The sequence below is a fragment of the Kitasatospora sp. NA04385 genome, from assembly GCF_013364235.1.
Lineage (GTDB): Bacteria > Actinomycetota > Actinomycetes > Streptomycetales > Streptomycetaceae > Kitasatospora.
On record NZ_CP054919.1, the window covers coordinates 8,051,415 to 8,075,519 of the forward strand.

The 24,105-nt window shown below is 75.8% G+C and carries 22 protein-coding genes and 1 pseudogene; 14 read left to right on the top strand and 9 right to left on the bottom strand.

Translation table 11 applies throughout. The features are described from left to right. The first annotated feature begins 207 nt into the window (after positions 1-207). Both HUT16_RS35675 and HUT16_RS35680 read left to right on the top strand, forming a co-directional pair. The gene (locus HUT16_RS35675) at positions 208-1,332 is read left to right on the top strand and encodes a PP2C family protein-serine/threonine phosphatase (RefSeq protein ID WP_254898159.1); all 1,125 of its coding nucleotides are present in this window, start codon (positions 208-210) and stop codon (positions 1,330-1,332) included. Between the two features lie 268 nt (positions 1,333-1,600). Beyond that, positions 1,601-2,599 (top strand): Gfo/Idh/MocA family protein, encoded by a 999-nt coding sequence (locus HUT16_RS35680; RefSeq protein ID WP_176192137.1) that lies wholly within the window; start codon positions 1,601-1,603, stop codon positions 2,597-2,599. On the opposite strand, the gene HUT16_RS35685 is transcribed toward HUT16_RS35680, so the two are convergent. Continuing rightward, complete coding sequence (locus HUT16_RS35685) at positions 2,584-5,472, bottom strand: FAD-binding and (Fe-S)-binding domain-containing protein (protein WP_176192138.1); 2,889 nt, start codon at positions 5,470-5,472, stop codon at positions 2,584-2,586. The two genes, HUT16_RS35680 and HUT16_RS35685, sit on opposite strands and share 16 nt — an antisense overlap. Before the next feature lie 99 nt (positions 5,473-5,571). Continuing rightward, positions 5,572-6,006: an arsenate reductase ArsC gene (locus HUT16_RS35690; protein WP_176192139.1), complete on the bottom strand. Its 435-nt coding sequence runs from the start codon at positions 6,004-6,006 to the stop codon at positions 5,572-5,574. Positions 6,007-6,101: 95 nt separating this feature from the next. Between HUT16_RS35690 and HUT16_RS35695 the strand changes: the two genes are divergently transcribed. Both HUT16_RS35695 and arsB read left to right on the top strand, forming a co-directional pair. Next, entirely contained in the window at positions 6,102-6,407 is a 306-nt protein-coding gene (locus tag HUT16_RS35695; RefSeq protein ID WP_176192140.1) for a helix-turn-helix transcriptional regulator, read from the top strand. Next, on the top strand, positions 6,407-7,504 hold the full coding sequence (arsB, locus tag HUT16_RS35700; protein ID WP_176192141.1) for an ACR3 family arsenite efflux transporter: 1,098 nt from the start codon (positions 6,407-6,409) through the stop codon (positions 7,502-7,504). The genes HUT16_RS35695 and arsB overlap by 1 nt, the downstream gene beginning before the upstream one ends. Before the next feature lie 120 nt (positions 7,505-7,624). Here the strand turns inward: arsB and HUT16_RS35705 are convergent, their stop codons facing one another. The 3 genes from HUT16_RS35705 to HUT16_RS35715 all read right to left on the bottom strand — a co-directional run bounded on the left by HUT16_RS35705 (position 7,625) and on the right by HUT16_RS35715 (position 10,830). After that, positions 7,625-8,458 (bottom strand): hypothetical protein, encoded by an 834-nt coding sequence (locus tag HUT16_RS35705; RefSeq protein ID WP_176192142.1) that lies wholly within the window; start codon positions 8,456-8,458, stop codon positions 7,625-7,627. A gap of 249 nt (positions 8,459-8,707) precedes the next feature. Further along, positions 8,708-9,703: a glycosyltransferase family A protein gene (locus HUT16_RS35710; RefSeq protein ID WP_176192143.1), complete on the bottom strand. Its 996-nt coding sequence runs from the start codon at positions 9,701-9,703 to the stop codon at positions 8,708-8,710. Positions 9,704-9,939: 236 nt separating this feature from the next. Next, positions 9,940-10,830, bottom strand: coding sequence for a lytic transglycosylase domain-containing protein (locus tag HUT16_RS35715; RefSeq protein ID WP_176192144.1), 891 nt, complete (start codon positions 10,828-10,830; stop codon positions 9,940-9,942). 566 nt (positions 10,831-11,396) lie between these two features. Between HUT16_RS35715 and HUT16_RS35720 the strand changes: the two genes are divergently transcribed. The 3 genes from HUT16_RS35720 (at position 11,397) to HUT16_RS35730 (ending at position 14,866) form a co-directional block, all read left to right on the top strand. Further along, a complete protein-coding gene (locus HUT16_RS35720; RefSeq protein ID WP_176192145.1) occupies positions 11,397-12,704 on the top strand; it encodes a metallophosphoesterase in 1,308 nt (435 codons plus the stop codon). A 234-nt stretch (positions 12,705-12,938) separates the two neighbouring features. Continuing rightward, positions 12,939-14,315 (top strand): MFS transporter, encoded by a 1,377-nt coding sequence (locus HUT16_RS35725; protein ID WP_176193044.1) that lies wholly within the window; start codon positions 12,939-12,941, stop codon positions 14,313-14,315. After that, complete coding sequence (locus HUT16_RS35730) at positions 14,312-14,866, top strand: isochorismatase family protein (RefSeq protein WP_303392124.1); 555 nt, start codon at positions 14,312-14,314, stop codon at positions 14,864-14,866. The genes HUT16_RS35725 and HUT16_RS35730 overlap by 4 nt, the downstream gene beginning before the upstream one ends. A 46-nt stretch (positions 14,867-14,912) precedes the next feature. Here HUT16_RS35730 and HUT16_RS35735 read toward each other — a convergent pair whose 3' ends face one another. Continuing rightward, on the bottom strand, positions 14,913-15,389 hold the full coding sequence (locus tag HUT16_RS35735) for a DUF2000 domain-containing protein (RefSeq protein ID WP_254898160.1): 477 nt from the start codon (positions 15,387-15,389) through the stop codon (positions 14,913-14,915). 49 nt (positions 15,390-15,438) lie between these two features. Here HUT16_RS35735 and HUT16_RS35740 point away from each other — a divergent pair, with 49 nt between their 5' ends. After that, a complete protein-coding gene (locus tag HUT16_RS35740; RefSeq protein WP_254898161.1) occupies positions 15,439-16,236 on the top strand; it encodes an AraC family transcriptional regulator in 798 nt (265 codons plus the stop codon). A 271-nt stretch (positions 16,237-16,507) separates the two neighbouring features. Continuing rightward, positions 16,508-17,731, top strand: coding sequence for a glycoside hydrolase family 6 protein (locus HUT16_RS35745; RefSeq protein WP_176192148.1), 1,224 nt, complete (start codon positions 16,508-16,510; stop codon positions 17,729-17,731). A 107-nt stretch (positions 17,732-17,838) separates the two neighbouring features. Here the strand turns inward: HUT16_RS35745 and HUT16_RS35750 are convergent, their stop codons facing one another. Then, positions 17,839-18,213: a hypothetical protein gene (locus tag HUT16_RS35750; protein WP_176192149.1), complete on the bottom strand. Its 375-nt coding sequence runs from the start codon at positions 18,211-18,213 to the stop codon at positions 17,839-17,841. 115 nt (positions 18,214-18,328) lie between these two features. Then, positions 18,329-18,763: pseudogene (locus HUT16_RS35755) on the bottom strand (MarR family winged helix-turn-helix transcriptional regulator); the annotation flags it as partial. Between the two features lie 107 nt (positions 18,764-18,870). Here HUT16_RS35755 and HUT16_RS35760 point away from each other — a divergent pair. The 5 genes from HUT16_RS35760 (at position 18,871) to HUT16_RS35780 (ending at position 23,615) form a co-directional block, all read left to right on the top strand. Then, positions 18,871-19,719 carry an alpha/beta fold hydrolase gene (locus tag HUT16_RS35760; protein WP_176192150.1) on the top strand — a complete coding sequence of 283 codons (849 nt, stop codon included), beginning with the start codon at positions 18,871-18,873 and terminating at the stop codon, positions 19,717-19,719. Positions 19,720-19,855: 136 nt separating this feature from the next. Next, positions 19,856-20,584: an ABC transporter ATP-binding protein gene (locus HUT16_RS35765; protein ID WP_176192151.1), complete on the top strand. Its 729-nt coding sequence runs from the start codon at positions 19,856-19,858 to the stop codon at positions 20,582-20,584. Between the two features lie 50 nt (positions 20,585-20,634). Next, on the top strand, positions 20,635-22,470 hold the full coding sequence (locus HUT16_RS35770) for a DUF6297 family protein (protein ID WP_176192152.1): 1,836 nt from the start codon (positions 20,635-20,637) through the stop codon (positions 22,468-22,470). Positions 22,471-22,575: 105 nt separating this feature from the next. After that, positions 22,576-23,361 (top strand): TetR/AcrR family transcriptional regulator, encoded by a 786-nt coding sequence (locus HUT16_RS35775; protein WP_176192153.1) that lies wholly within the window; start codon positions 22,576-22,578, stop codon positions 23,359-23,361. After that, positions 23,265-23,615: a VOC family protein gene (locus tag HUT16_RS35780; RefSeq protein ID WP_176192154.1), complete on the top strand. Its 351-nt coding sequence runs from the start codon at positions 23,265-23,267 to the stop codon at positions 23,613-23,615. Before HUT16_RS35775 ends, HUT16_RS35780 begins: the two co-directional genes overlap by 97 nt. Positions 23,616-23,660: 45 nt before the next feature. On the opposite strand, the gene HUT16_RS35785 is transcribed toward HUT16_RS35780, so the two are convergent. Continuing rightward, positions 23,661-24,020 carry a 5-carboxymethyl-2-hydroxymuconate Delta-isomerase gene (locus HUT16_RS35785; RefSeq protein WP_176192155.1) on the bottom strand — a complete coding sequence of 120 codons (360 nt, stop codon included), beginning with the start codon at positions 24,018-24,020 and terminating at the stop codon, positions 23,661-23,663. Between the last annotated feature and the right edge of the window lie 85 nt (positions 24,021-24,105).

The following is a 24,105-nucleotide window of genomic DNA, read 5'->3' on the forward strand; positions in this document are numbered from 1 at the left end:
ATGGACCGGGAACGGATCGACCAGGGGAGGCTACTGCCCGGTACGACCGTCGGGTAGGGATTTGACTCGACTGCCGGTCGGACTGTCGGCGCGCTTGCCGGTTCGGCCGCCGGGCGGCACCTCCGGTGGCGCAGTGTCGCGATCCGTGCGCGCAGCGTGCACCGGGTCGTGGGGGCGGCGTCCGCGGGGCATGGTGGTGGGGTGGGAGTGCGGCGGAGACTGGCGGGCCTGCTGGGCGAGTGGCGTACCGGACACCTGATGGTGCTGCTGCCGCTCGGCCTGATCGTGCTGATCTCCGCCCTCGACATCTCGCTCTCCCCGAACATCCACCTCGGCCCGCTGCTGGTCGTCGCCCCCGCCATCACCCCGTCCTTCGCGGGCACCCGGCTGACCGTCCTCATCGGCGTCCTCGCCCTGATCGCCCAGGCCGTCATCGCCGTCCTGCACGGCGGCCTGTTCACCTCCAACCACCAGGCCCAGCTGGCCGCGCTCACCGTGGTGACCTGCGTCATCGTCGCCTACACCCGCATCCGCGAACGCCACGGCCGCGAACTCGACCGGGTCCGCACCGTCTCCGACGCCGTCCAGCGCGTCATGATGCGACCGCTCCCCGACCGCGCCGGGCCGCTGCGGATCGCCACCCGCTACCTCGCCGCCGACGACGAGGCCAACGTCGGCGGCGACCTGTACGCCGCCGTCCGCACCCCGCACGCCACCCGCCTGCTGATCGGCGACGTCCGGGGCAAGGGCCTGGCCGCCGTCGGCGACGCCGCCGCGCTGCTCGGCGCGTTCCGCGAACTCGCCCACCAGCACGAGGACCCCGGGGCGCTCGCCGACGCGCTCGAAGTCTCCTACCGCCGCCACCTCGCCGAACTCGCCGCCAGCGGTCAGGACGGTCAGGGCGGCCCGGACGTTCAGGATGTCGAGGAGAACTTCACCACCGCGCTGGTCCTCGACCTCCCCGACGACCGCCCCACCGTCCGGATCGCCGACTGCGGACACCCCCCACCGCTGCTGCTCGCCCCCGCCGGCGTCCGCCCGCTGCCGCTGCGCCGCACCGCCCCGCCGCTCGGCATGAGCGCCCTGGGCCCGGTCGAGCGCCGCACCGAGGAGTTCGACTTCCCGCCCGGCAGCACCCTGCTGCTCCACACCGACGGCGTCACCGAGGCCCGCGACACCGCCGGCACTTTCTACCCCCTGCCCGTTCGGGCCGCCACCCTTCCCGCCGACACCCCCGCGATCCTGCTGGACGCCCTGTGCGAGGACCTCCTCGCCCACGTCGGCGGCCGCCTGCCGGACGACGCGGCGATGGTCGCGGTCACGCGCGAGTAGCCATTGGGGGGCTCGGGGAACGGCGAGTCCGTGCTGCTGGCGGCCGGAGCCCATCGGAGGTTTGTGCTGCTTCGGGCCGTAGTAACAGAACCCGAAGCCGATGCGCGCCACGGCAGTGCACCGCCAGCAGTCACGGACTCGCCGTTCCCCGAGCCCCTTGGTGGGGCATCCCGGCTGCCGGAGAGTTCCCCGAGCCCCCGGGAGTGTCCTTTCGCCAGGTGGGTAGGGTGGGGCAGCCCGTACCGCCGCCGGACCGGAGGAGCATTCCGTGCAGCCGATCACCGACCGCCCGATCCGCTGGGGGATCCTCGCCACCGGTGGGATCGCCACCTCCTTCGTGGAGGACCTGGCGGCCGTCCCGGGGGCGGAGGCCTTCGCCGTGGCCTCGCGGCGGCAGGAGACCGCCCGGGCCTTCGCCGAGCGGCACGGCATCGCGCAGGCGTACGGCAGCTGGCAGGAGCTGGCGGCCGACCCCGAGGTCGACGTGGTCTACGTGGCGACCCCGCACGCCGCGCACCACGCCGCGACCGCGCTGCTGCTGGAGGCGGGCAAGGCGGTGCTGTGCGAGAAGCCGTTCACGCTGAACTCCGCCCAGGCCGCCGAGCTGGTCGCGCTCGCCCGCAAGCGCGAGGTCTTCCTGATGGAGGCGATGTGGACGTACCTGGACCCGACGGTGCGCCGGATCGCCGAGCTGGCCGCGGACGGGGCGATCGGTGAAGTCCGTTCCGTGCAGGCCGAGTTCGGGTTCACCGCGGAGGAGGACCCGGCCCACCGGCTGTGGGACCCGGCGGCGGGCGGCGGCGCCCTGCTCGACCTCGGGGTGTACCCCGTCGCGTTCGCCCAACTGCTGCTCGGCGCACCGGAGTCGGTGCAGGCCTGGGCCCGGCTGACCGACCTCGGGGTGGACGCCAACACCGGCATCCTGCTCGGCCACCCGGGCGGCGCGACCGCGCTGCTGTCCTGCTCGCTCGACGTGCAGTGCGGCCAGCGCGCCTCCGTCCAGGGCAGCACCGGCCGGATCGAGATCGACCGGGACTTCTTCCACCCGGCCGGGTTCACCCTGCACCGGGACGGCGCCGAGCCCGAGGTCTTCACCGCCCCCGCGAAGGCCGGGCACGGCTACGGGCCGGAGGCGGCCGAGGTGATGCGCTGCCTGCGGGCCGGCGAGACGGAGTCCCCGCTGGTGCCGCTGGACTCCACGCTGTCCGTGATGCGCACCCTGGACGCCGTCCGGGAACGGATCGGGGTCCGCTACCCGGGCGAGTGATCAGGGGCTCCTTCGGCTTCCTCGAAGGCCCGCAGCAGCACCTCCGCCAGGTGCAACGGCCGGGCGGAGGGCTCCAGTTGGGTGAGCTGGGTGCGGCAGCTGAGACCGTCGGCGAGCAGCAGCGTCTCCGGCGCCGCCGCCCGGACGGCGGGCAGCAGGGCGCGCTCGGCGGCGGCCACCGACACCTCCCAGTGGCCGCGCTCGAAGCCGAACGTCCCCGCCAACCCGCAGCAGCCGGCGTCCAGTTGGCGGTTGTCCAGGCCGAGGCGGGCGGTGATCCGCCGGTCGGCGCCGGTGCCGAGGACGGCGTGCTGGTGGCAGTGCACCTGGGTCATCGCCGGACCGGTCAGCTCCGGGAGCTCCACCGCCCGCCCGTCCAGGAACTCGGCCAGGGTGCTGATCCGGGACGGGAGTTCGGACGCCGCGCCGGGCAGCAGGCGCGGCCAGTCCGCCCGCAGGGTGGCCGTGCAGGACGGCTCCAGGCCCACCACCGGCAGGTCGGGCGGCAGTTCGCCCAGGTTGCGCAGCGACCGGGCCACCACCCGCCGGGCCAGGCCGAGTTGGCCGCTGGCGATCAGGGTCAGCCCGCAGCACACCGGGCCGGACGGCAGCACCACCCGGAAGCCGAGCCGCTCCAGCACCAGGACGGCGGCCCGGGCCGGGGCCGGGTCGAGCAGCTCGGACATCGAGTCGGGCCACAGCAGCACCGCCGGGGCGTCCGGGTCCGCCGGGTGCGCGGCCCGGTGGTCGCGGAACCAGGCGCCGAACCGCCGCTGCGGCAGCGCGGGCAGCGCGCGGCGCCGGTCGACCCCGCCGAGCCGCTTGAGCACCGGCGCGCTGAACCGGCCGCGCAGCACGGCGTTGGCGGCGCGCGGCGCCAGGTGGGCCAGCCGCAGCCACAGCGGCAGCCAGCCGAACGACAGGTGCGCGGCCGGGCGCGGCCGGAACCGGTAGTGGTGGTACAGGAACTCGGACCGGTAGGTGGCCATGTCCACGTGCACCGGGCAGTCGCTCGCGCAGCCCTTGCAGCCCAGGCACAGGTCGAGCGCCTCGCGCACCTCGGGCGAGCGCCAGCCGTCGGCGACCAGCTCGCCGCGCAGCATCTCGCCGAGCAGCCGGGCCCGCCCCCGGGTCGAGTGCCGCTCCTCCCCGGTCACCATGTAGCTCGGGCACATCACCCCCGACGAGGTGTCCACGCACTTGCCGACGCCCACGCAGCGGTGCACCGCCGACCGCAGGCTGCCGCCGTCCTCCGGGTAGGCCAGCGTGAGCGGCAACTCCCTTCCGGGGAAGCGCAGATCGGCGTCCAGCGGGCGCGGGTCGACCAGCAGGCCCGGGTTCAGCAGGCCGTCCGGGTCCCAGATCCGCTTGAACCGGGCGAACAGCTCGATCACCTGCGGCGGGAACATTCGCGGCAGCAGCTCGGCCCGGGCCTGCCCGTCGCCGTGCTCGCCGGACAGCGAACCCCCGTGCGCCACCACCAGATCGGCCGCCTCCGTCATGAACTCCCGGAACGCCTGCGGCCGTTCGCGCAGCGGGAAGTCCAGTCGCAGGTGCACGCAGCCCTCGCCGAAGTGCCCGTACGGCACCCCGCGCAGCCCGTGCCGCTTCAGTAGCGACCGCAACTGCCGCAGGTAGGAGCCCAGTTGCTCGACCGGGACGGCGGAGTCCTCCCAGCCCGGCCAGGCCGCGCCGCCCGGCCGCCCGTCCGGGCCCGGCGGTAGCCGGGTGACGATGCCCGCCCCGGCCTCCCGGATCGTCCACAGCGCCCGCTGCTCGCCCGGGTCGGTCACCAGCGCGACCGTCGCGGCCCGCTCCCGACGCACCGCGTCCGCCAACTGCCGGGCCCGGTCGGCGGCTTCGGCGGGCGTCGCGCCTCCGGTCTCCAGGAACAGCCAGCACGCGCCGTCCGGCAGCCGGTCCAGCACCGGCGGGCGCGGGCCGGACGCCAGCAGCGCGGCCACCAGGTCGGCGGCCATGCCCTCGCAGGTCAGCGGCGCCAGCGGGAGCAGCGCGGGCACCGCGTCGGCCGCCGCCGTCTCGTCCGGGTACCCGGCCACCACCAGCGCCCGGGCGGCCGGTTCCGGCACCAGCCGCACCGTCGCGCCCAGCAGCAGCGCGCACGTCCCCTCGGTGCCGGTGACCGCCCGCACCAGGTCGTGGCCGCGCTCGGGCAGCAGCGCGTCCAGCGGGTAGCCCGAACCGCGCCGGGGCAGCACCGGCATCGCCCGGCGCAGCAGCGCCAGGTTGTCGGCGGCCAGCGCCTGCAACTCCCGGTACAGCCGGCCCGCCCGGCCCGGGACGGCGGCCAGCGCGGCCCGCTCGGCGGGCGGCAGCGGGCCGGTGACGGACAGCTCGGTGCCGTCGGCCAGCAGCAGGTCGAGGGCGTGCAGGTTGTCGGAGGTGCGGCCCCAGGCCAGCGAGTGCGAACCGCAGGCGTCGTTGCCGATCATCCCGCCGATCGTGCACCTGCTGTGGGTGGACGGGTCCGGGCCGAAGCGCAGCCCGAACGGCCGTGCCGCGCGCTGGAGTTCGTCCAGCACCGTGCCCGGCTCGACCCGGGCGGTGCGCCGCTCCGGATCGACCTCCAGGACCCGCCCCAGGTGCCGCCGGAAGTCCAGCACCACCGCGTCCGGCCCGATCGCCTGCCCGCCGATGCTCGTCCCCGACCCGCGCGCCACCACCGGCACCCCGTACTCCCGGCACACCCGCAGCGCCTCCCGGACGTCCTCCCGGTCGGCCGGTTTCACCACCCCGCGCGGCACCTGCCGGTAGTTCGACGCGTCCTGTCCGTACACGGCGCGCTCGGCGGCGTCGAAGCGGACCTCGCCGCGGACGGCGGCGGCGAGGGCGCGGGCGAGATCGGAGGCCATGCCCCGATCATCCCAGCCCGGGGCGGCGGCACCCGGCGGACGGCGCGCGGCGGGCGGCGCGCGGCGGCAGGGGAGTGACGGGCGGGGAGTGACGGGGGGTCAGGCGGTGGTCCGGCCGTCGATCTCGGCGATCAGCTCCTCCACCCGGGCGCGGACCGCGTCCCGGATCGGGCGGACGGCCTCGACGCCCTGCCCGGCCGGGTCGTCCAGCGGCCAGTCCCGGTAGTGCCGACCGGGGAAGTACGGGCAGGCGTCGCCGCAGCCCATGGTGACGACGTAGTCGGAGGCTTCGACCGCCTCGGCGGTGAGCACCTTGGGCCGCTGTGTCGAGATGTCGACACCGACCTCGGCCATCGCGGCGACGGCCGCCGGGTTCACCCCGTGCCCGGGCGCGGAGCCCGCCGACCGCACCTCCACGCGGTCCCCGGCGAGGTGGGCGAGGAACCCGGCCGCCATCTGCGAGCGGCCGGCGTTGTGGACGCAGACGAACAGCACGGAGGCGAGCGGCGCGGGCGTGGGCGGGTCGATGGTCATGGGGGGCCTTCCGGTGCGACGGGGTGGGATGCGGGACGTGGGCGGTCCCGGGAGGGTGGTGGCACCGGCCCGGTCCGGCGTGAAAGTATCAGTCCATGATGATGTCAGTCGACACTGATGTGATGCGCGTGCTGTCCGACCCGCTCAGGCTGCAGATCGTGACCCTGCTGGCCCGCGAGACCCTGTGCACCACGCACCTGGTGGCGGAGACCGGCGCCCGCCAGACCAACCTCTCCAACCACCTCAAGGTGCTGCGGGACGCGGGCGTGGTGGACACCGAGCCGTGCGGGCGCTTCACGTACTACCGGCTGCGCCCGGAGGTGCTGGAGGCCCTGTCCGGGCAGTTCGCCGACCTCGCCGCCACCGCCCGCGCGAACGCCGACGTGAAGAGGTCCTGCTGATGCCCCGCACCGCGCCCGCCCCGGACGTCGGACCTGCCGAAGCGGCGTCGGTCGCCGGGAAGCTGTCGTTCGTCGACCGCTACCTGGCGGTGTGGATCCTCGTCGCCATGGCCGTCGGCCTCGGGCTGGGCCGGCTGACCCCCGGCCTGAACGACGCCCTGGCGGAGGTCGAGGTCGGCGGGGTCTCGCTGCCCATCGCGTTCGGCCTGCTGGTGATGATGTACCCGGTCCTCGCCAAGGTCCGCTACGACCGGCTCGACACCGTCACCGGCGACCGGAAGCTCATGGCCTCCTCGCTGGTGATCAACTGGATCGTCGGCCCGGCCGTGATGTTCGCCCTGGCCTGGATCTTCCTGGCCGACCTGCCCGCGTACCGCACCGGCCTGATCGTCGTCGGCCTGGCCCGCTGCATCGCCATGGTCATCATCTGGAACGACCTGGCGTGCGGCGACCGCGAGGCCGCCGCCGTCCTGGTCGCGCTCAACAGCGTCTTCCAGGTCGTCATGTTCGGCGTGCTGGGCTGGTTCTACCTCGACCTGCTCCCGGGCCGGCTGGGCCTGGGCAACGGCGAGCACCTCGACGTCTCCACGGGGAGGATCGCCCTCAACGTGGTCGTCTTCCTCGGCGTCCCGCTGCTCGCCGGGTACCTCACCCGCCGCCTCGGCGAGCAGCGGCTCGGCCGCGCACGCTACGAGGCGAAGCTGCTGCCGCAGATCGGCCCCTGGGCGCTGTACGGCCTGCTGTTCACCATCGTGATCCTCTTCGCCCTCCAGGGGCGGACGATCACCTCCCGGCCGCTGGACGTCGCCCGGATCGCCCTGCCGCTGCTCGCCTACTTCGCACTCATGTGGTTCGGCGCCTTCGCCCTCGGCAGGGGCCTCGGCCTGGGCTACGACCGCACCGCCACCCTCGCGTTCACCGCCGCCGGAAACAACTTCGAACTCGCCATCGCCGTCGCCATCGGCACCTTCGGCGTCACCTCCGGGCAGGCGCTCGCGGGTGTGGTCGGCCCGCTGATCGAAGTCCCGGTGCTGATCGCCCTGGTGTACGTCTCCCTCGCCTGGCGCAAGAAGTTCCGCACCGCCCCGGCGAACTGACCGCCGCCGCCCACGCGGGCGACCACGAAGCCGCCGCCCGGGTCGAACTCGCCTTCACTGGAACGGTGCTGGCCGTCGAAGGGGGCACAAGCCCTCCGTTGGGCGGGAGTTGACGGAGGGTCAGGAGTTCTCGGGGGAGGTGGTGTGCTGCTGCGGGATCACCGGCAGGGCCGGGTCCGCCGCTCCGGGCTGGGGGAGCGCGACCGAGGGGGCGAGCGACGCGGTGACCGGGGCGGGGGTGGTGGCGGGGGCCGGGCCTGGGGCCGGGGCGGTGGGGGCGGCGGCCTGGATCTTGTCGTCGCGTTCGTCGTCGCCCGCGCCGTCCTTGGTGGTCAGGACGGTGTCGAAGACCTCGCGGAGCTTGTCGGTGGCCTGCTTGGAGAACAGGCCGCACAGTCCGGCGATCCCGGCGAAGCCGTACGGGTTGGTGGCCGTGCCGTCGGTGCCGTTGGCGAACAGGCCGCCGCGCAGCAGGAAGTAGACCAGCAGGGCGAGCGCGCCGCCGATCGCGGTGCGCAGCAGGTACCAGGGCAGCCAGCTGGGCAGCAGCTGCCGGTTGCCCGCGTAGGTCGCGAAGGAGGTGGCGGCGTGCACGAAGCTGCCCAGACCGCTGGCGGCGAGCACGGCCAGCAGCATGGCCGTGTTGGAGGTCAGGTGCCAGGGGCCGAGGCCGAGCACCGTCCACGGCATCGGGTCGCCGGTCGGGGCGTGTTCGGCGGTCAGCGTGGTGAGCGGCGTCCAGACGCTGATCAGCACGGCCATGCAGGCGAACGCCTCGGCCAGCAGCAGCGTCCCCAGCAGGAGCAGCGTCCAGCCGGACAGCAGCCGCTGCGGCGGGAGTTGGCCGGCACCCGTCGGGTTCGGCTCGCCGGAGGTCGCGGTCGGGTCGGCGGCGGACGGGTCGGTGGCCGGGTCCGGCGTCGGGGCCGCCGACGGGGAAGCAGGGGAGGACATCGGGGAGTTCGCCTTCCGGTCCGGTGGGCGCGTGCACGGAACTGGGCGCGGTGGGCTGGGCGCGGGCGGACTCGAACTGTCCGCGGGGACGGACTCTACCCTCCGGGCCGGGTGAACGGTGCGTCAGGACACCGTGCCTGCCGTGTCGTTCGCCGCGCCGACCGGCCGGAACCGCCCCGGCGGGCGGGACGGTTCCGGCCGCAGCTCAGCGGCGGTCCAGCGGCGGTTCGGCGGCAGCCCGGCGGCGGTTCAGCGGCGGCCGCCCGCCAGCCGGGAGAACTTGGCGACCTCGAAGGTGGCGTACGAATTCGAGGCCAGCAGCGAGAACTTGATGCCCTCGCGGCCCTCGGGGCGCCGGTACCCGCTGGGCAGGAAGCGCTTGTAGTGATCGGCGGCGCGTTGGAAGAACTGCGGGCGCTCGGCCCGGGTCAGGCACCCCGGCAGGTCGAAGACGAACAGGTAGTGCCGGATCATCCTGGTGAACAGGTGCGGGCGCACCGTGGCGGTCACCGGCTCGGCCTCGGCGGGCTGGGCGTCCAGCAGTTCGAAGGTGCTCTCGTAGCGGTCGAACACGTCGAAGTGGCTGGCGCCCTCGCTGCCCGCCGGGTGCAGGGTGTGGCGGCGGCGGATGGTGACGCACTCGCGGTCCAGCACCGCGACCCGGGTGGCGGCCAGCAGCGAGCGGTGCACCGCCGGGATCTCCTCGTAGAAGCCGTCCGGGAAGGCCGGGACGGTCCCGCTGCGCATCAGCCGGTCCCAGACCAGCGGCGGGGCGCCGAACAGCTCGGGGCGCTCGGCGGGGGAGAACACCGCCGGCCCGACGGTGGCCAGCAGTTCGGCCGCGTTGCCCGGCCAGAGCTTGCCCCGGTACTCCCGGTTGTGGCCGAACAGCAGCACGTCGACCTCGCCGGTCTCGGCGAGCCGGGCGTCCATCGCCTCGAAGGCGTCCTCCGGCAGCAGGTGGTCGGCGTCCAGGAACAGCAGGTACTGCCCGCGGGCGTGCGCCGCCCCCGCCATCCGGGCCCGCCCGATGCCGGTCTCGTCCTCCAGCCGCAGCACCCGCACCCGGGCGTCGCGCAGTTCGTACGCCTCGACCAGCCGCTCGGGGCAGTGCTCGGACGGGGTCTGCACCACGATGATCTCGAACTCGCGGAAGGACTGTCCGAGCAGCGAGTCGAGACACTCCTTCAGTTGTCCTTGCTCGTCGTAAGCGGGCAGCACGACGGTGATCAGTGGTGGGGCCATGGCGGGGAGGCTAGGGGCGGGGACAGCTCCAGGCAAAGGTCGGAAGCCGCACCAAAGCATCGATACCGGACACCAGCCATGGGAAGTTCGCGAAATCTTCACCGAACGGACATGACTGTGCGCTGAAATGTCCGGATACAGGACGGAACGCCGTGACTTGCTGACGTATCGTCAGATGTACGCACCGTGGTGGAGCTGCGGAGACGCCGTGCGAACGGGCCCCGCAGCCGACCGGATCAGTACCAGTTGTGCGACTGCCAGAACGACCACGCCGCGCACGGGCTGCCGTACGTCTCGTTCATGTACTGCAGGCCCCACTTGATCTGCGTCACCGGGTTGTCCCGCCAGTCGGCGCCCACCGAGGCCATCTTCGAACCCGGCAGCGCCTGCATCAGCCCGTACGCCCCCGAGGAGGCGTTGGTGGCGTGCACGTTCCAGCTGCTCTCCCGCTCCACGATGTTCGAGAAGCACTGGAGCTGGCCCGCCGGGACGATCTGCGCTGCGATCTGCTGCGGCGTGCCGCTGTACGCGGACGTCGAGGACGCGGACGAGGACGCCGAGGACGAGCCGGAGCCGGTCGCCGACGGGGAGGCGGTGGCGGACAGCGGCGAGCGCTGCTGCGAGCGGGACGCCGCCGAGGCGGACGCGGACGCGGACGCCCGGGCCTTGGCCTCCGCGGACGCCTCCGCCGCGGCCTCGGCCTTCGCCTTGGCCTGCGCGGCGGCCTCCGCCTTGGCGTCGGCCTCCGCCTGCGCGGACGCGGACGCGCTGGCACTGGCCTCCGCCGCCGCCTGCGCGGCCGCCGAGGCGGCGGCCTCCGCCTCGGCCGATGCGGAGGCGGACGCGGCCTCGGCGGCGTCGGCCTCGGCCTGCGCCTGCTGCGAGGCGGACGCCGACGCCGCGGACCGCGACGCGGCGGCGGACTGCGAGGCGAAGGCGTCCGCGGACAGCTGCGGGCGGTCGGCCAGCGTCGGGTTCGCGGCGGCGTCGGCCGAGTCCGCGCCCTGCGGCATCGCGAGCGCCAGGGTGGCGGTACCGGCGACGGCGAACGTGGCGATGCCCGTCACCAGGACGTTCCGGTGGCGACGGAGCTTCTCCGAAAGGGTCAGGGTCCTGCGATGGTGCACGGCGACGACCTCTCCTCGCGCGGGCCGGGCGGCCGGACGGACACGGTGGCCGCCGACCGGGACGCGGAGCGCACCTCCGGCCCGGCGGCCGGAGGGCCGGCCGGGGCGCGATCGGCGCACGCGGTGGCAGGGAGTCCGGCGGTCGAACCGACCGGACTGCCTGGCGGACGGGACATTCTTGGCAGACGCCGGAGACCCGAACAATGGCCCTCGAAACTACGCACCGTAGTAGTCGACCCGGCGGCGAGGGCGGAGAAAGCCGGGCTTACCCGACCTGTCCGGGCCATAAACCCGCCTCCGCCGGAACGCCTGCCCGCACGCCGCTGACCTGCGCGTTCGCTACCCTCGGCGACACGCCCGACAGCCGCCCGCGGGGCGCGCGCCCGCGATCCGCCGCACACCAACTACCGGGGGCCGTAGACCACCCCCCGGATGTGCTCGGGCTCACAGGGGGTGACCGGGAACCGAACCCGGACCGGCACCCACCGCATCCGGCCGGCCACCCGCCGTCGACCTCCCGCCGCCCCGCCGTCCGCCCCGGCGCACCCGGAACGGATACTGGCCGGATGATGATCGCGGTGATGGCGGTGGCGGCCCTCGGGCTGCTCGGGGTGGCGCACTGGTACCTGTGGCGGCGGCTGGTCCGCGACGTCTCCCGCCCCGGCGGCGGCTACCGTCGCACCGGCACCGTCCTGGCCTTCCTGCTGCCCGCCCTGATGCTGCTCGCGGTGGTCGGCGGACGGGCCTTCCCGCTCGCGGTGGAACGCTGGTTCGCCTGGCCCGGCTACCTCTGGATGGCCGTCGGCATCTACCTCCTGCTCGCCCTGCTGGCCGGCGAGGCGCTGCGGCCCCTGCTGCGCCGCCTCCACCGCCGCTTCCACCCCCGCCTCCACCTCGACCTCCACCGCCGTCGGACGGTTGCGACCGCCCCCGCCCCCGCCGCTGCCGCGCCCGTCACCGTCCCCGCCACCCCCGAGCCCGCCGCGCAGCCGCCGGTGGAGACCGCCGAGCCCGTCGCGGCCGCCGAGCCCGCCGAGCCCGGTGCGGAGGCGTCGCGGCGCCTGTTCGTCTCCCGGCTGGTGGCCGGCGGCGCGGCGGCGGTGGCCGTCGGGGTGGTCGGCAACGGGACGTACGGGGTGCTGCGCGGGCCGCGGCTCAAGCACGTGACGGTGCCGCTGGCGAAGCTCCCGCGCGCCGCGCACGGCTACCGGATCGCGGTGGTCAGCGACATCCACCTCGGGCCGATCCTCGGCCGGGCGCACACCCGGCGGATCGTCGACACCATCAACTCCGTCCAGCCCGACCTGGTCACCGTGGTCGGCGACCTGGTCGACGGCACCGTCCCCGAACTCGGCCCGGCCGCCCGCCCGCTGGCCGACCTGCGGGCCAGGGACGGGGCGTACTTCGTCACCGGCAACCACGAGTACTTCTCCGGCGCCGCGCCCTGGGTCGAGTTCGTCCGCGAGCTGGGCGTGCACCCGCTGGAGAACGCGCGGGTCGAGCTGCCCTGGTTCGACCTGGCCGGGGTCAACGACATCGCCGGCACCGCGCAGGGCCAGGGCCCGGACTACGACCGGGCCCTGGGCGACCGCGACCGGGCCCGCGCCGCGGTGCTGATGGCCCACCAGCCGGTCACCGTCCACGACAGCGTGCGCCACGGCGTCGACCTCCAGCTCTCCGGCCACACCCACGGCGGCCAGCTCTGGCCCGGCAACTACCTCGCCGAACTGGCCAACCCCACCGTCGCGGGCCTGGAGCGCTACGGCGACACCCAGCTCTACGTCACCCGCGGCGCGGGCGCCTGGGGCCCGCCGGTCCGGGTCGGCGCCCCGTCCGACATCACGGTGGTCACCCTCGCCTCGCTCCGGGCCTGACCCGGAACCGGGCCCCGGCCGCCGCCGGAAAACCGGTGGCCCGGTGCGGCATCAGGCCCTACCTTGCTGCCGGTGACCCGCGACGCCCGTGAACCCGCAGAGTCCCCGCCCGAGCCGGCCCCCGCGCCGGTCTCCGTCCCGGCTCCCGCGCCGGACTTCGTACCGGGCCTGGGGCCGGAGCCCGGGCTGTTCTCCCGGGCGTACCTGGCCACCACGGCGAGCTTCGCCGCGGTGATGTTCCTGACCGGGTTCGCGGCGATGGCGGTGATGCCGCTGCTGCCGGTGGCCGCCCGGGAGCTCGACGGGGTCGGCCTCTATCCGCTGGTGGCCGGGGCGTTCGTGGCGGCCAGCCTGCTCGGCGGCGTGCTGGGCGGCTCGTGGGCCGACCGCGCCGGGGCCGGACGGCCGCTGACCGCCGGAGTGCTGCTGTCCGTGGTGACACTGCTGGTCTCCGCGACCAGCACCACCATCTGGCAGCTGGGCGCGGGCCGCTTCACCGACGGCATCGCGGCCGGACTGGTCGCGGTGTCCGTCAACGCGGCCGTCGGACAGTCCTACCCGGACCGCCTGCGGGCCCGGGTGCTGTCCCTGATGAGCGCCTGCTGGATCGTGCCGTCCCTGGTCGGGCCCCCGCTCGCCGGGCTGGTGGCCGGGTGGTGGTCCTGGCAGGCGGTGTTCTACGCCCTCGCGGGGCTCACCGCGATCCCCGCCACGGCCGCGGTGCTGCTCCTGCGCGGCCGGTCGGGCCGGTCCGACCGGCGGGCGGGAGCGGGAGCGGCCGGGGAACTCGGTCCGGCCGTGCGCAGGCCCGCGCCGTCCGCCGCGCTGGCGGTGAGCGTGGCCGCGGCGCTCACCCAGTACGGCGTCACCGCCTGGGACGTCCTCCACCTGCTGTGCGCCGGGGCCGGCGTGGCGCTGCTGGTGGCCTTCGCCCCCCGGCTGCTGCCCCCGCGCACCTGGCGGGCCGCCGACGGACTGCCCGCCACCGTGCTGCTGCGCGCGCTGACCTCCGGTGCGTACTTCACCCTGGAGGCCTTCGTCCCGCTGCTGCTCACCACGGTGCGCCGGGTGCCCGGCACGGTGACGGGGCTGGCCTTCACCGGGGCGGCGCTCGCCTGGGCCGGGTCCTCCTGGGTGCAGGGGCGGCTGCACCACCGGGTGCCCCGGCACCGGCTGGTGGCCGTCGGGGCCGCCGTCATGGCGGTCGCGGTGGCGGTGGCGGCGCTGTGCACCGTCCCGGCCGTACCGCCCGCGGTCGCGGTGTCCTCGATGGTGCTGGCCGCCGTCGGCATGGGGCTGGCGGCGCCCTCGCTCACCCTGCTGTCGCTCGCGCACACCCCGGCCGACCGGCAGGGCTACGCGAGCGGCGCGATGCAGACCTCGCAGAACCTCGGCCAGACCCTGGTGCTGGCCGTGACCTCGGCCCTGTTCACCACCCTCTCCGTACTGTCGGACGGCGGGCTCCCGGCGTTCACCGGTGCCTTCGCGCTGCTGGCGGTCCCGATCGCGGCCGCCGCCGCGCTGTCCGGCCGCACCCGGGTCACGGCCGCGGCCACCGTCCGGCGGCCCGCCCCGGAGCCGTCCGCCGCCGGAGCGGGAAGCCGGACGTGACGGCCGCCCAGTACGGCGGGCCGCCGCCGCACCGCCCGGTCCTCCTCGTCATCGACATGCAGGTCGGCACGGAACCCTTCATGCACCGCCCCGACCGGACGGTCCGCACCATCGCGGACCTGGGCCGCCGGGCCCGCGCCGCGCACGTCCCCGTCGTCACCGTGCGGCAGCGGGGCTGCGGCGAGGTGCTGCCCGCCCTGGCGCCGCCGGACGGGGAGCCGCAGCTGACCAAGACCACCGCGGACGCCTTCCTGCGCACCGACCTGGTCGGGACGCTGGCCCGGCTCGGCGCGACCGAACTCCTGGTCACCGGCTTCGCCACCGAGAACTGCGTGGAGACCACCGCCCGCCAGGCCCTCAGCCGCGGCTACGACCTGGTGCTGGTCGCCGACGGGCACACCACCTCGGTCCGCCCCGAGCCGACCGGCTTCGTCCCGCCGGAGGCGGCCATCGCCCACCACAACGAGATCTACCGGCACCTGGACTTCCCCGAGCGCAGCATCCGGGTGCTGCCCGCCGCCGCGATCGACTTCACCGCGCCCCGCCCCTGACCGCCCCGGCCGCAGGTCCGAGCCGCGGTTCGGGCCCTCGGCCCGTTCAGGGGTGCATCCGGGCCCCCTTGAGCACCTTGTCCACCGCGTTGCGCGGCCCGTGCACGGCCAGGCCGACCAGGTCCAGCGCCGCCGTCGGCACCGCCCGGACCGCCGCCCGGTTGTCCCGGTCGTTGCCGGTGGCGAACAGGTCCGCGGTGAACACCGCCAGCGGCAGCCCCCGGGACAGCGCCCGCCCGTGCGCCCCCGCCAGCAGCTCGCGCCCGCCCTCCAGGACCAGCACCGGCTGCCGGAACATCGGCAGGTAGCCGGTGCCGTCCGCGTCCGCGTACGGCTCGCCGATCAACTCCGGCACGGCGGTGCCCAGCCCGCTCACCAGGAAGGCCGTCACGTTCAGCCGCTGCCACGGCGCGAGGTCCTCGCGGAGCAGCACGGCGATCTTGCTGTCGAAGCGGACGGGAGCGGTCGCGGGGGCGGTCACGGTCGTCGGAGTGGGGGAGACCGAGGTCGAGGTGTTGTCCATGGACCGAGCGTGCCGCCCGCAACGGCGCCGGGTCTTGTACGTTCTTCGCATGCCCGCAGCACCGCCGGAGGAGACCACGGCCTGGCGGCCGCGCGTCCCCGGCGTGGTCGAGGTGTTCCACGCGCACTTCACCGCCCACCGGTACCCCATGCACGTCCACGACTCCTGGACGCTGCTGATCGTCGACGACGGCGCCGTCCGCTACGACCTCGACCGCCACCGCCGGGGCACCCCGCACGACACCGTCAGCCTGCTGCCCCCGGACGTCCCGCACAACGGCTCACCGGCCACCGAGGACGGTTTCCGCAAACGTGTGATCTACCTCGAACCCGAGCTGATCGGACGGGAGTTGATCGGTCCCGCGGTGGACGGGCCCGACCTCGCCGACCCGCTGCTGCGGCGCCGGGTCGGACAGCTGCACGCCGCCCTCGGCACCCCGGGTGAGGAGCTCCAGGCCGAGAGCCGGCTGGCCCTGATCGCCGAACGCCTCCGCCACCAGCTGGGCCCGCGCCCCGGCCCGGCACCCGCCGGGTCCGGCCTCGCCCACGACCTGCGCGACCTGCTCGACGCCCGCCTCACCGAACGCACCACCCTCGCCGACGCCGCCACCCGGCTGCACGCCCACCCCGCCCACCTGGTCCGCACCTTCACCACCGCGTTCGGCCTGCCCCCGCACCAGTACCTCACCACCCGCCGCATCGACCGCGCCCGCCACCTCCTCCTCGACGGCCACCCCCCGACCGCCGTCGCCACCGCCCTCGGCTTCCACGACCAGTCCCACCTGACCCGCCACTTCCGCCGCATCGTCGGCACCACCCCGGGCCGCTTCGCGCGCCGGGAGCGGTGAGCAGGAGAGAGCCCCTCAAGCGGGGGGCGGAGCGGGCCGCCCGGGGTGGCCCGGCAGGGGGCGCAGCGCGGCCGCGTTTCGGGTCGTTCGGACGAGGGGCCGCCGGGGTGGGGTCCGCCGTCCGGGGTGTGAAAGTTTCACCGGGGGAGGGGCCGCGGGCCGGGTTCCGCTGCGGGTTCGGCGAGGGTGGGCGAGGCGGCCTTGACGGGACGTCATCGGGGCTGGCTGCATGGGCCGCCCGATCGCCGATCCCTGCCGGGAGAGACCTGCCATGCGCCCATCCCACCCCGTCCGAGCCGCGCTCTCGCTGGCCGTGCTGCTCGCGTCCGGCCTCGGACTCGCCACCTCCTCCCAGGCCCAGGCCGCCACGCCCGGCGCGCCCGGGGCGCGGACCCTCGCGCCCGACACCCGGTTCTACGTCGACCCGGCGAGCAAGGCCGCGCAGCAGGCGCTGACCGACCTCAAGGCGCACGACCTGGCCGGGGCCAAGGCGATGGCCCAGCTGGCGTCCTGGCCGGTCGCGCAGTGGTTCAACGGCACGGCCACCCCGAAGGAGACCACCGACGCGATGGTCGCCCTACAGGCCAAGGCGGCCCTGGCCCGGCAGGTGCCGGTCACCGTCGCCTACAACGTGCCGGGCCGGGACTGCTCGCAGTACTCGGCGGGCGGCGCCTCCAACAGCACCGAGTACGCGGCCTGGATCGACGCCCTGGCCCGCGGCATCGGCGACCACCGGACGGTGGTCATCCTGGAGCCGGACGGCCTCGCCCTGTCGCCCGCGTTCTGCGGCGGCACCGCCGCCCAGCAGCAGGACCGGCTCGCCGAGATCTCCGCCGCCGTCACCCGGCTGGAGCGCCAGCGCGGCGCGGCCGTCTACCTGGACGCCGGGCACAGCACCTGGCAGAACGTCGGCACCCAGGCGCAGCTGCTGATCGACGGCGGCGTGGCGAACGCGCAGGGCTTCTTCCTGAACGTGTCGAACTACCAGACCGACGCCGCGCTGACCCGCTACGGCACCCTGGTCTCCCAGTGCGTCTGGTACCTGCAGAACACCCCGGGCGCCACCGCCGACTCCTGCGCCAACCAGTACTGGCCCGACGCGGACGCCGACGCCTGGTACGCCGAGCACGTCCCCGCCGGGGCGAAGCTCACCCACTTCGTGATCGACAGCAGCCGCAACGGCCGGGGCCCGTGGACGCCGGAGCCCGGCAAGTACACCGGTGACCCGCAGACCTGGTGCAACCCGCCCGCCCGCGGCCTGGGCACCCGTCCCACCGCTGACACCGGCCAGGCCCTGCTGGACGCCTTCCTGTGGATCAAGGTCCCCGGTGAGTCCGACGGCAGCTGCACCCGCGGCACCGCGGGCCCGGCCGACCCCGAGTACGGCTCGGTCGACCCGGTCGCGGGCGGCTGGTGGCCCGAGCAGGCGCGCTCCCTGGTGGCCGACGCCGCCCCGAAACTCACCTTCAACACCGGTCTGTTCCCGCAGCACTGACGGCACCCGCCGCACCGACGCCCGGGCCCGCACCACCGGCCCGGGCGTCCGCCGTGCCGCCCGCGCGCGCCGTCAGTCCGGGCGTCCGCCGTGCTGCCGGGGTGCCGTCAGTCCGGGCGTCCGCCGTACCGTCCGCGCAGCACCGGGCCCAGCTTGCGCTGCACCGAGCGCAGCCGGCGGACGGTCTCCGCGTCGTCCCACCCCGTGGTGGTGGACCAGTCGACGCCCGAGCCGACCAGGTCGCTGGCGAAGACGACCTCGGTGGCGAGCAGGGTGCGCGCCCAGTCCGCCGACGACAGCGGGCGGTCGGCGCGGAGCGCGTCGGACAGCCGTCGGCACTGCACCAGCAGGTCCGCGGCGTCCGCGAACCCCATCGCGTAGGCCATCGCGTTCCCGCTGCGGGCCGGCCCGCCCCACTCGCCCAGCGCGCGCTCCAGCAGCCTGCGCTCCGGCGCGTCCAGCAGGTCACTCGGCCGCTGCATCCCGACCGGCCCTCCCGCTCCCGTGCTCGTGCTCGTTTCCACGTCCGCTTCCACTTCCGCTTCCGCTTCCGTTCCCGTTCCCGTTCCGGTCCGTGCTCCCGCCCGCGTGCCGCGCGACGATCTCCCGCACGGAGGTCAGGAATCCTTCCACGGTGGCCTGTTCGGCGGCCGACATCCCGTCGACCAGCGCGGCCGTCTCGCCGATCAGCGGGCCGAAGAAGCCCTGGCCGAGCGCGACCGCCCGTTCGGTGACCGCCAGCAGCACCCGCCGCCGGTCGTGCGGGTCGCGGCTGCGGCGGACGTGGCCCAGCCGCTCCAGCCGGTCCAGGACGGCGGTGGTGCCCGCCGAGTTGAGGCCCAGCTCGCGGCCGAGCCGGCCGGGCGTGGCCGGTGTCCCCTCCCGGGCGGCGTCCAGCAGCGCGATCAGCGCCCGCAGGTCGGTCGGGTGCAGGCCGTGGCGCTGCGCGAACGCGGCGGCCAGCAGGTCGAGTTCGACGGTGAGCGCGCGCAACCGGTGCACGGTGCGCAGGCCCGGCCCTGGATCGTCCATCTGCTCGGCCTCTCGTGGGGGCGGTTGTCCGCGGGGGTTCCGACCCGCATAGTATCTCGCTGAGCGAGAAGATTGCCGAGCGAGACACTTTTCCGGGGAGACCCAGCATGGGATTCGACCGTTCCGCCTTCCTGTCCGCCTACGACACCCTGCTCGACCGCTGGCCCGTCCCGGTGGAGACGCTCGACCTGGACACCCCCTGGGGCACCACCCGGGTCAACGCCGCCGGACCGCCCGACGCCCCGCCCCTGCTGCTGCTCCACGGCGGTGGCGCGACCGCCGCGAGCTGGTGGGCCAACGCCGCCGCACTCGCCCGCACCTCCCGGGTGCTGGCCGTCGACCGGATCGGCGAGGCCGGCCGCTCCACCGCGGACGGGCGCACGCCCCCGCGCACCGTCGACGACCTGCACGGCTGGCTGGACGCCGTCCTGGACGCGCTCGGCGCCGACCGCGTCGACCTGTGCGGCCACTCGTACGGCGGCTGGATCGCCCTGACCCACGCGCTGCGCCGCCCCGAGCGGGTCGCCCGGCTCGCCCTGCTCGACCCCACCGGCTGCCTCACCCGCTACCGCCCCTCCTACCTGCTGCACGCCGCCCCGATGCTGGCCCGCCCCGACGAACGCCGGGCCCGGGCCTTCCTCGCCTGGGAGACCGGCGGCGCCGCCCTCGACCCGGACTGGACCCGCCTGTACGGCCTGGCCGCGACCTTCCCGGCCACCCGCCCCGTCACCGGCCCCCGCCCCACCGCCGCCGCCCTGGCCGCCCTGGAGACCCCCTGCCTGCTGCTCCCCGCCGCCGACAGCCGCACCCACCACGCACGCACCCTGGCCGCCCGCGCCGCGGCCCTGCTCCCGCGGGCCCGCGTCCGCACCCTGGAGGGCGTCTCGCACCACGGCCTCCCGTACCTGCGGGCCGACGCGCTGAACACTGAACTGACCGCCTTCCTGGCCCGCTGAGGTTCGGCGGCGTCCGGGGGTGTTCGGGGGCGTCCGGGGGGACCGGCCGAGGTCCGGTGCGGCCCGGGCCGGTGCGGGCGGGGTCGGGAGCGCGGTCCATACTTGGGCGATCCGCTCGTCGAGAGGCACCGCCCGCATGGCCGAGAACCCCACCGCCCCGCCCCGGGCGCTGCTCCAGCTGACCGGCGTGAGCCGCTCGTACGGCGGCCGGGAGGTGCTGCACCCCGTCGACCTCGCGCTGGCCGCCGGCGAGTGCGTGGCGCTGCTCGGGCACAACGGCTCCGGCAAGTCGACCCTGCTGCGGGTCGCGGCCGGACGCGACCTGCCGACCGGCGGCACGGTGCGCTTCGACGGCCTGCCGATGGACGAGAACGACCCCCGGATCCGGGCCCGGGTCGCCGTCGTCGGCGACACCGTCGCCCACTACCCCGACCTGACCGTGCGCGAGCACCTGCTGCTGGTCGCCGTCGCGCACGGGGTCGCCGACGCCGCCGACTGGGTCGACCAGGTGCTGGAGAACCGCTCGCTCACCGAGCGGGCCGACGCCCTGCCCTCCGCCCTCTCCTCCGGCCAGCTCCAGGCCCTGCTGCTGGCCTGCGCCCTGGTCCGCCCCCGCGACCTGCTGCTGCTCGACGAACCCGAGCAGCGCCTCGACCCGGAGGCCCGCCGCCGGCTCGCCGAACTCCTGAAGGCCGAACTCGCCGACGGCGTCGCCGTGCTCCTGGTCACCCACCACACCGACCTCGCCCTGGAGGTCGCCGACCGCGCGGTGGTCCTGGAGGACGGCCGGATCCTCCGCCAGGGCCCGCCCGCCCGGGTGCTCGCCGCCGACGCCCCCGGCACCGGAACGGCCGGCCTCCGGTGAGCCGCCCGGACACCGAAACCGAGGCCGGGGTCGAAATTGAGGTCAGGGCCTTGACCGGGAGCGGGAGCGCGGCCGGACCCGGGGAGCCGGACCAGGACGGCGCGGCCGCCGAGTGGACGGCGGACGACGACTGGACCGACGAGGCGCTCGCCCTGCTGCGCGCCCTGCGCGCCCCGCACCGGCGCAACCGGGCCAAGCAGGCCGCCTTCGCGCTCTACTGCACCGTGCTGCTCCTGCTGATCTGGGGCGGCATCCCCAGCCTCGGCCTGTTCCTCCAGGCCTCGATGGGCGCCGACTACACCGCGCACGGCCCCGCCCTGCTGGCCGCCATGCCCAGCGGCGTCGCCGCGGTCGGACTCGGCGTCCTGCTGCTGGCCGTCCGCGACGGCCTGTGGCGCGGCCCGGTCGTCCCGCCCCGGGCCACCAGCGACTGGCTGCTCGCGCACCCCGTCCGGCCCCGCCCGGTGCTGCGGCCCTGGTTCTGGCTCTCCTGCGCCCTGGCCGCCTTCCCCGGCCTGGTGGTCGCCCTCGGCGGCACGGTCGCGCTCGGACTGACCGTGCGCACCGGCCTGCCCGCCGCCCTCGGCTGGTGCCTGCCCGGCGCGCTCTGCCTGCCGCTGCTGGGCGTCTGCGCCGGCCTGCTGTTGCAGCACGACCCGCGGGCCGCCCGCTGGGCCCGGCTGCTCACCCCGTACGCCACCGTGCTGGTCCTGGGGCTCGCCACGCAGAGCGCGCTGGCCGCCGCCGGGCACTCCGTGCACTGGCTGGAGCGGATCGAACTGTGGTCGGGCCCGTGGGGCTGGGCGGGCACCGCCGCGCTGGCCCCGACGCCCGCCGCCGTCCCCGGCGGGCCGCTCGCCGCCGCCCTGCTGGTGCTGCCGACCGCGCTGTGCCTGCTGCTCGCGGACCGGGCCGTCGGCACCGTGTCACTGAGCCTGCTGCGGGAACGGGCCCGGACCGCCGCCGGGGTGCTGGCCGCGCTGCGGACGGTCGAACTGCGCGCCGCCCGGCTGGCCGTGGCCGGCGCCTCCGAAGGCGGACGCCGGACCCGGGTGCGGCTGCCCGCGCCCCGCCGGGCCTGGCTGGCCCTGTACTGGCGCGACGCCCTCTCCCTGCTGCGCACGCCCGCCCGGATCGGACGCGCGGTGCTGCTGGCGGTGCCCGCCCTGCTCTGCGCCGTCCCGGCGCACGACACCCGGGGCGCGCTGTCCTGGGCGGTCACGGCGCTCGCGCTGCTCTTCGGCTACCTCGCCCTCGCCCAGCTGCTGGAACCGGCCCGGATCGAGACCGACGACGTGCGCCGCTCGTCCTGGTCCCCGTACCCGTTCGCCGGCCTGATGCTGCGCCACGCGGTGGTGCCCGCCGTGCTCGGCCTGGCCCTGGCGGTGGCCGGCGCGGTCGCGGTGCTGCTGCTCGGCGGCGGGGCGGCGGCCTGGCTGGCGCCCCTCGCGGTGCCGCCCCTGGTCGCGGCCGGACTGGTGAACGCCTGCCGCGGCGCGGCCCGCCGCGACCTGCTCTACCGCTCGCCGCAGCCCAACGGCGGGGAGCACCGGCGTCGCGATGTTCGCCGCCTGGTACGCGGCCGGCCCGGCGGTGGCCGTGCCGCTGCTGGCCGTGCCGCTCTCGGCGGCGCTGCGCGCCGGGACGGCGGCCGCACTGCCGCAGGTCGCGCTGTTCGGCGCGGTGCTGGCCGCCGTCCTGCTCCAGTGGGCCCGGGCCAGAGCCACCGCACTGCCCGCCCGGGCCCGCCCCGGCCGCTCCTAGGCAGCCTAGGGGCTCCCGGACCGGCCCGGTCCAGGTCGCCGCCCTCCCTCTCCGCGGGCTGCGCGGGGTGCGGCCGAGGCCGGCCGGAGAAAATGCGCATGCGCAAGTTTGCTCATGCGTAAAGTTTCGAGCGGGGCGGGAGCGTGCCGAGCCGCAAGATCGCCGACGCGCAATCTTGCCGGTGCGAAAGTCTGCGGGCGCGCAGCGTGCCGTGGAAGGCTGGCGGCATGACGACATCCGGATTGCGGGAGCGGAAGAAGCGGGCCACCCGGGCGGCCCTGCGCGAGGCGGCGCTGCGGCTGGCCCTGGAGCACGGCCCGGACGGCGTGCGGGTCGAGGACATCGCGGAGGCGGCCGGGGTCTCCCCGCGCACCTACAACAACTACTTCGCCAGCCGCGAGCAGGCGATCGCCGCCGCCGTCGCCGCCGACCGGGAGGAGCGGATCGCGGCGGCCGTCGCCGCCCGGCCCGCGGACGTGCGGCTGGCCGACGCCGTCGCCGACGCGGTGGTCGAGCAGTATGCGGACCCCGGCGCGCAGTCCCCCGAGGCGCTGCGGCTGGTCGTGGCCCGGCCCGCGCTGCGCGAGGCGTTCCTCGACACCGCCGCCGGGATCGGGCCCCCGCTCGCCGAGGCGATCGCCGGACGCCTCGGCGAGGCCGCGCCGGAGACCGCCCGGGTCCTCGCGGCGAGCACCGCCGCGGCGGTCCGCATCGCGCTGGAGGACTGGCTCCGCCCGGCGGACGGGGAGGAGGGCCGGGAAGCGGAGGGCCGGGAGACGGCGGGCCGGGGCGCGGGGCGGTCGGCGGCCCGGTCGTTCCCGCCGGTGCGCCGGCCGGGCGGCTGCGGGCGGTGCTGGCCCCGCTCGCGCCCGCTTTCGACGCCGCCGAGCAGCAGGCCCGGCCGGAGCGCGGCCAGGTGCGGCGGGTGGTGCCGAACCTGCGGGTGGCGGGGGAGGGGGCGCAGCGCAGGAACCTGGAGTTCTACCGCCTGCTCGGCCTCGAGGAGGCCATGAACCACGGCTGGATCATGACGCTGATCGCGCCCAGCAGCCCGACCGCGCAGCTCAGCCTCGCCACCCGGGACGCCACCGCGCCCGTCGTGCCGGACCTCAGCGTCGAGGTGGACGACGTGGACGCGGTGCACGAGGCGGTCCGGGCGACGGGCGCGGAGATCGTCCACCCGCTCAGCGACGAGGAGTGGGGCGTGCGCCGGTTCTTCGTGCGGGACCCGAACGGCCGGGTGGTCAACGTCCTCGGCCACCGCTGACGGCACCCGCCGGGCCCGGGCCCCTCACGGCGTCCCGGGGCCCGGCTACCAGCCCGTGCGCAGCCGGTAGGAGGCGGCCAGGTCGCGGACCTCCGCCGAGCGGACCACCTCCCGGCCCAGCACCGGCCGCAGGTGCTTGTCCAGCAGCCGCAGCACCTCCTCCGCCAGCCGGCCCTTGAGCCCCTCCGGCCGGCCGGGCAGCAGGCCGATCGCGATGTGGACGAAGGCGACCAGCTGTCCGTCCGCGGTGTCGACCCAGGTCTCGTCGGCCGGGCGGAAGAAGGTCTTGCACACCCCTCTGGACGCCACCCACTCGCGCACCAGCGGGTGCAGGTCGCGGACGAAACCGGGGCGGTCGAAGACGTCGGCGAGCTGCGGAGAGTAGTCGACGGTGATGTGGGGCATGGTGGAGACCTCTTCGCGCAGATGCTTGGCTTCTACATCCGCCTATCCTCTCCCCGGCCCGCCCCGGCCCCGCCCCCGGGGTGCC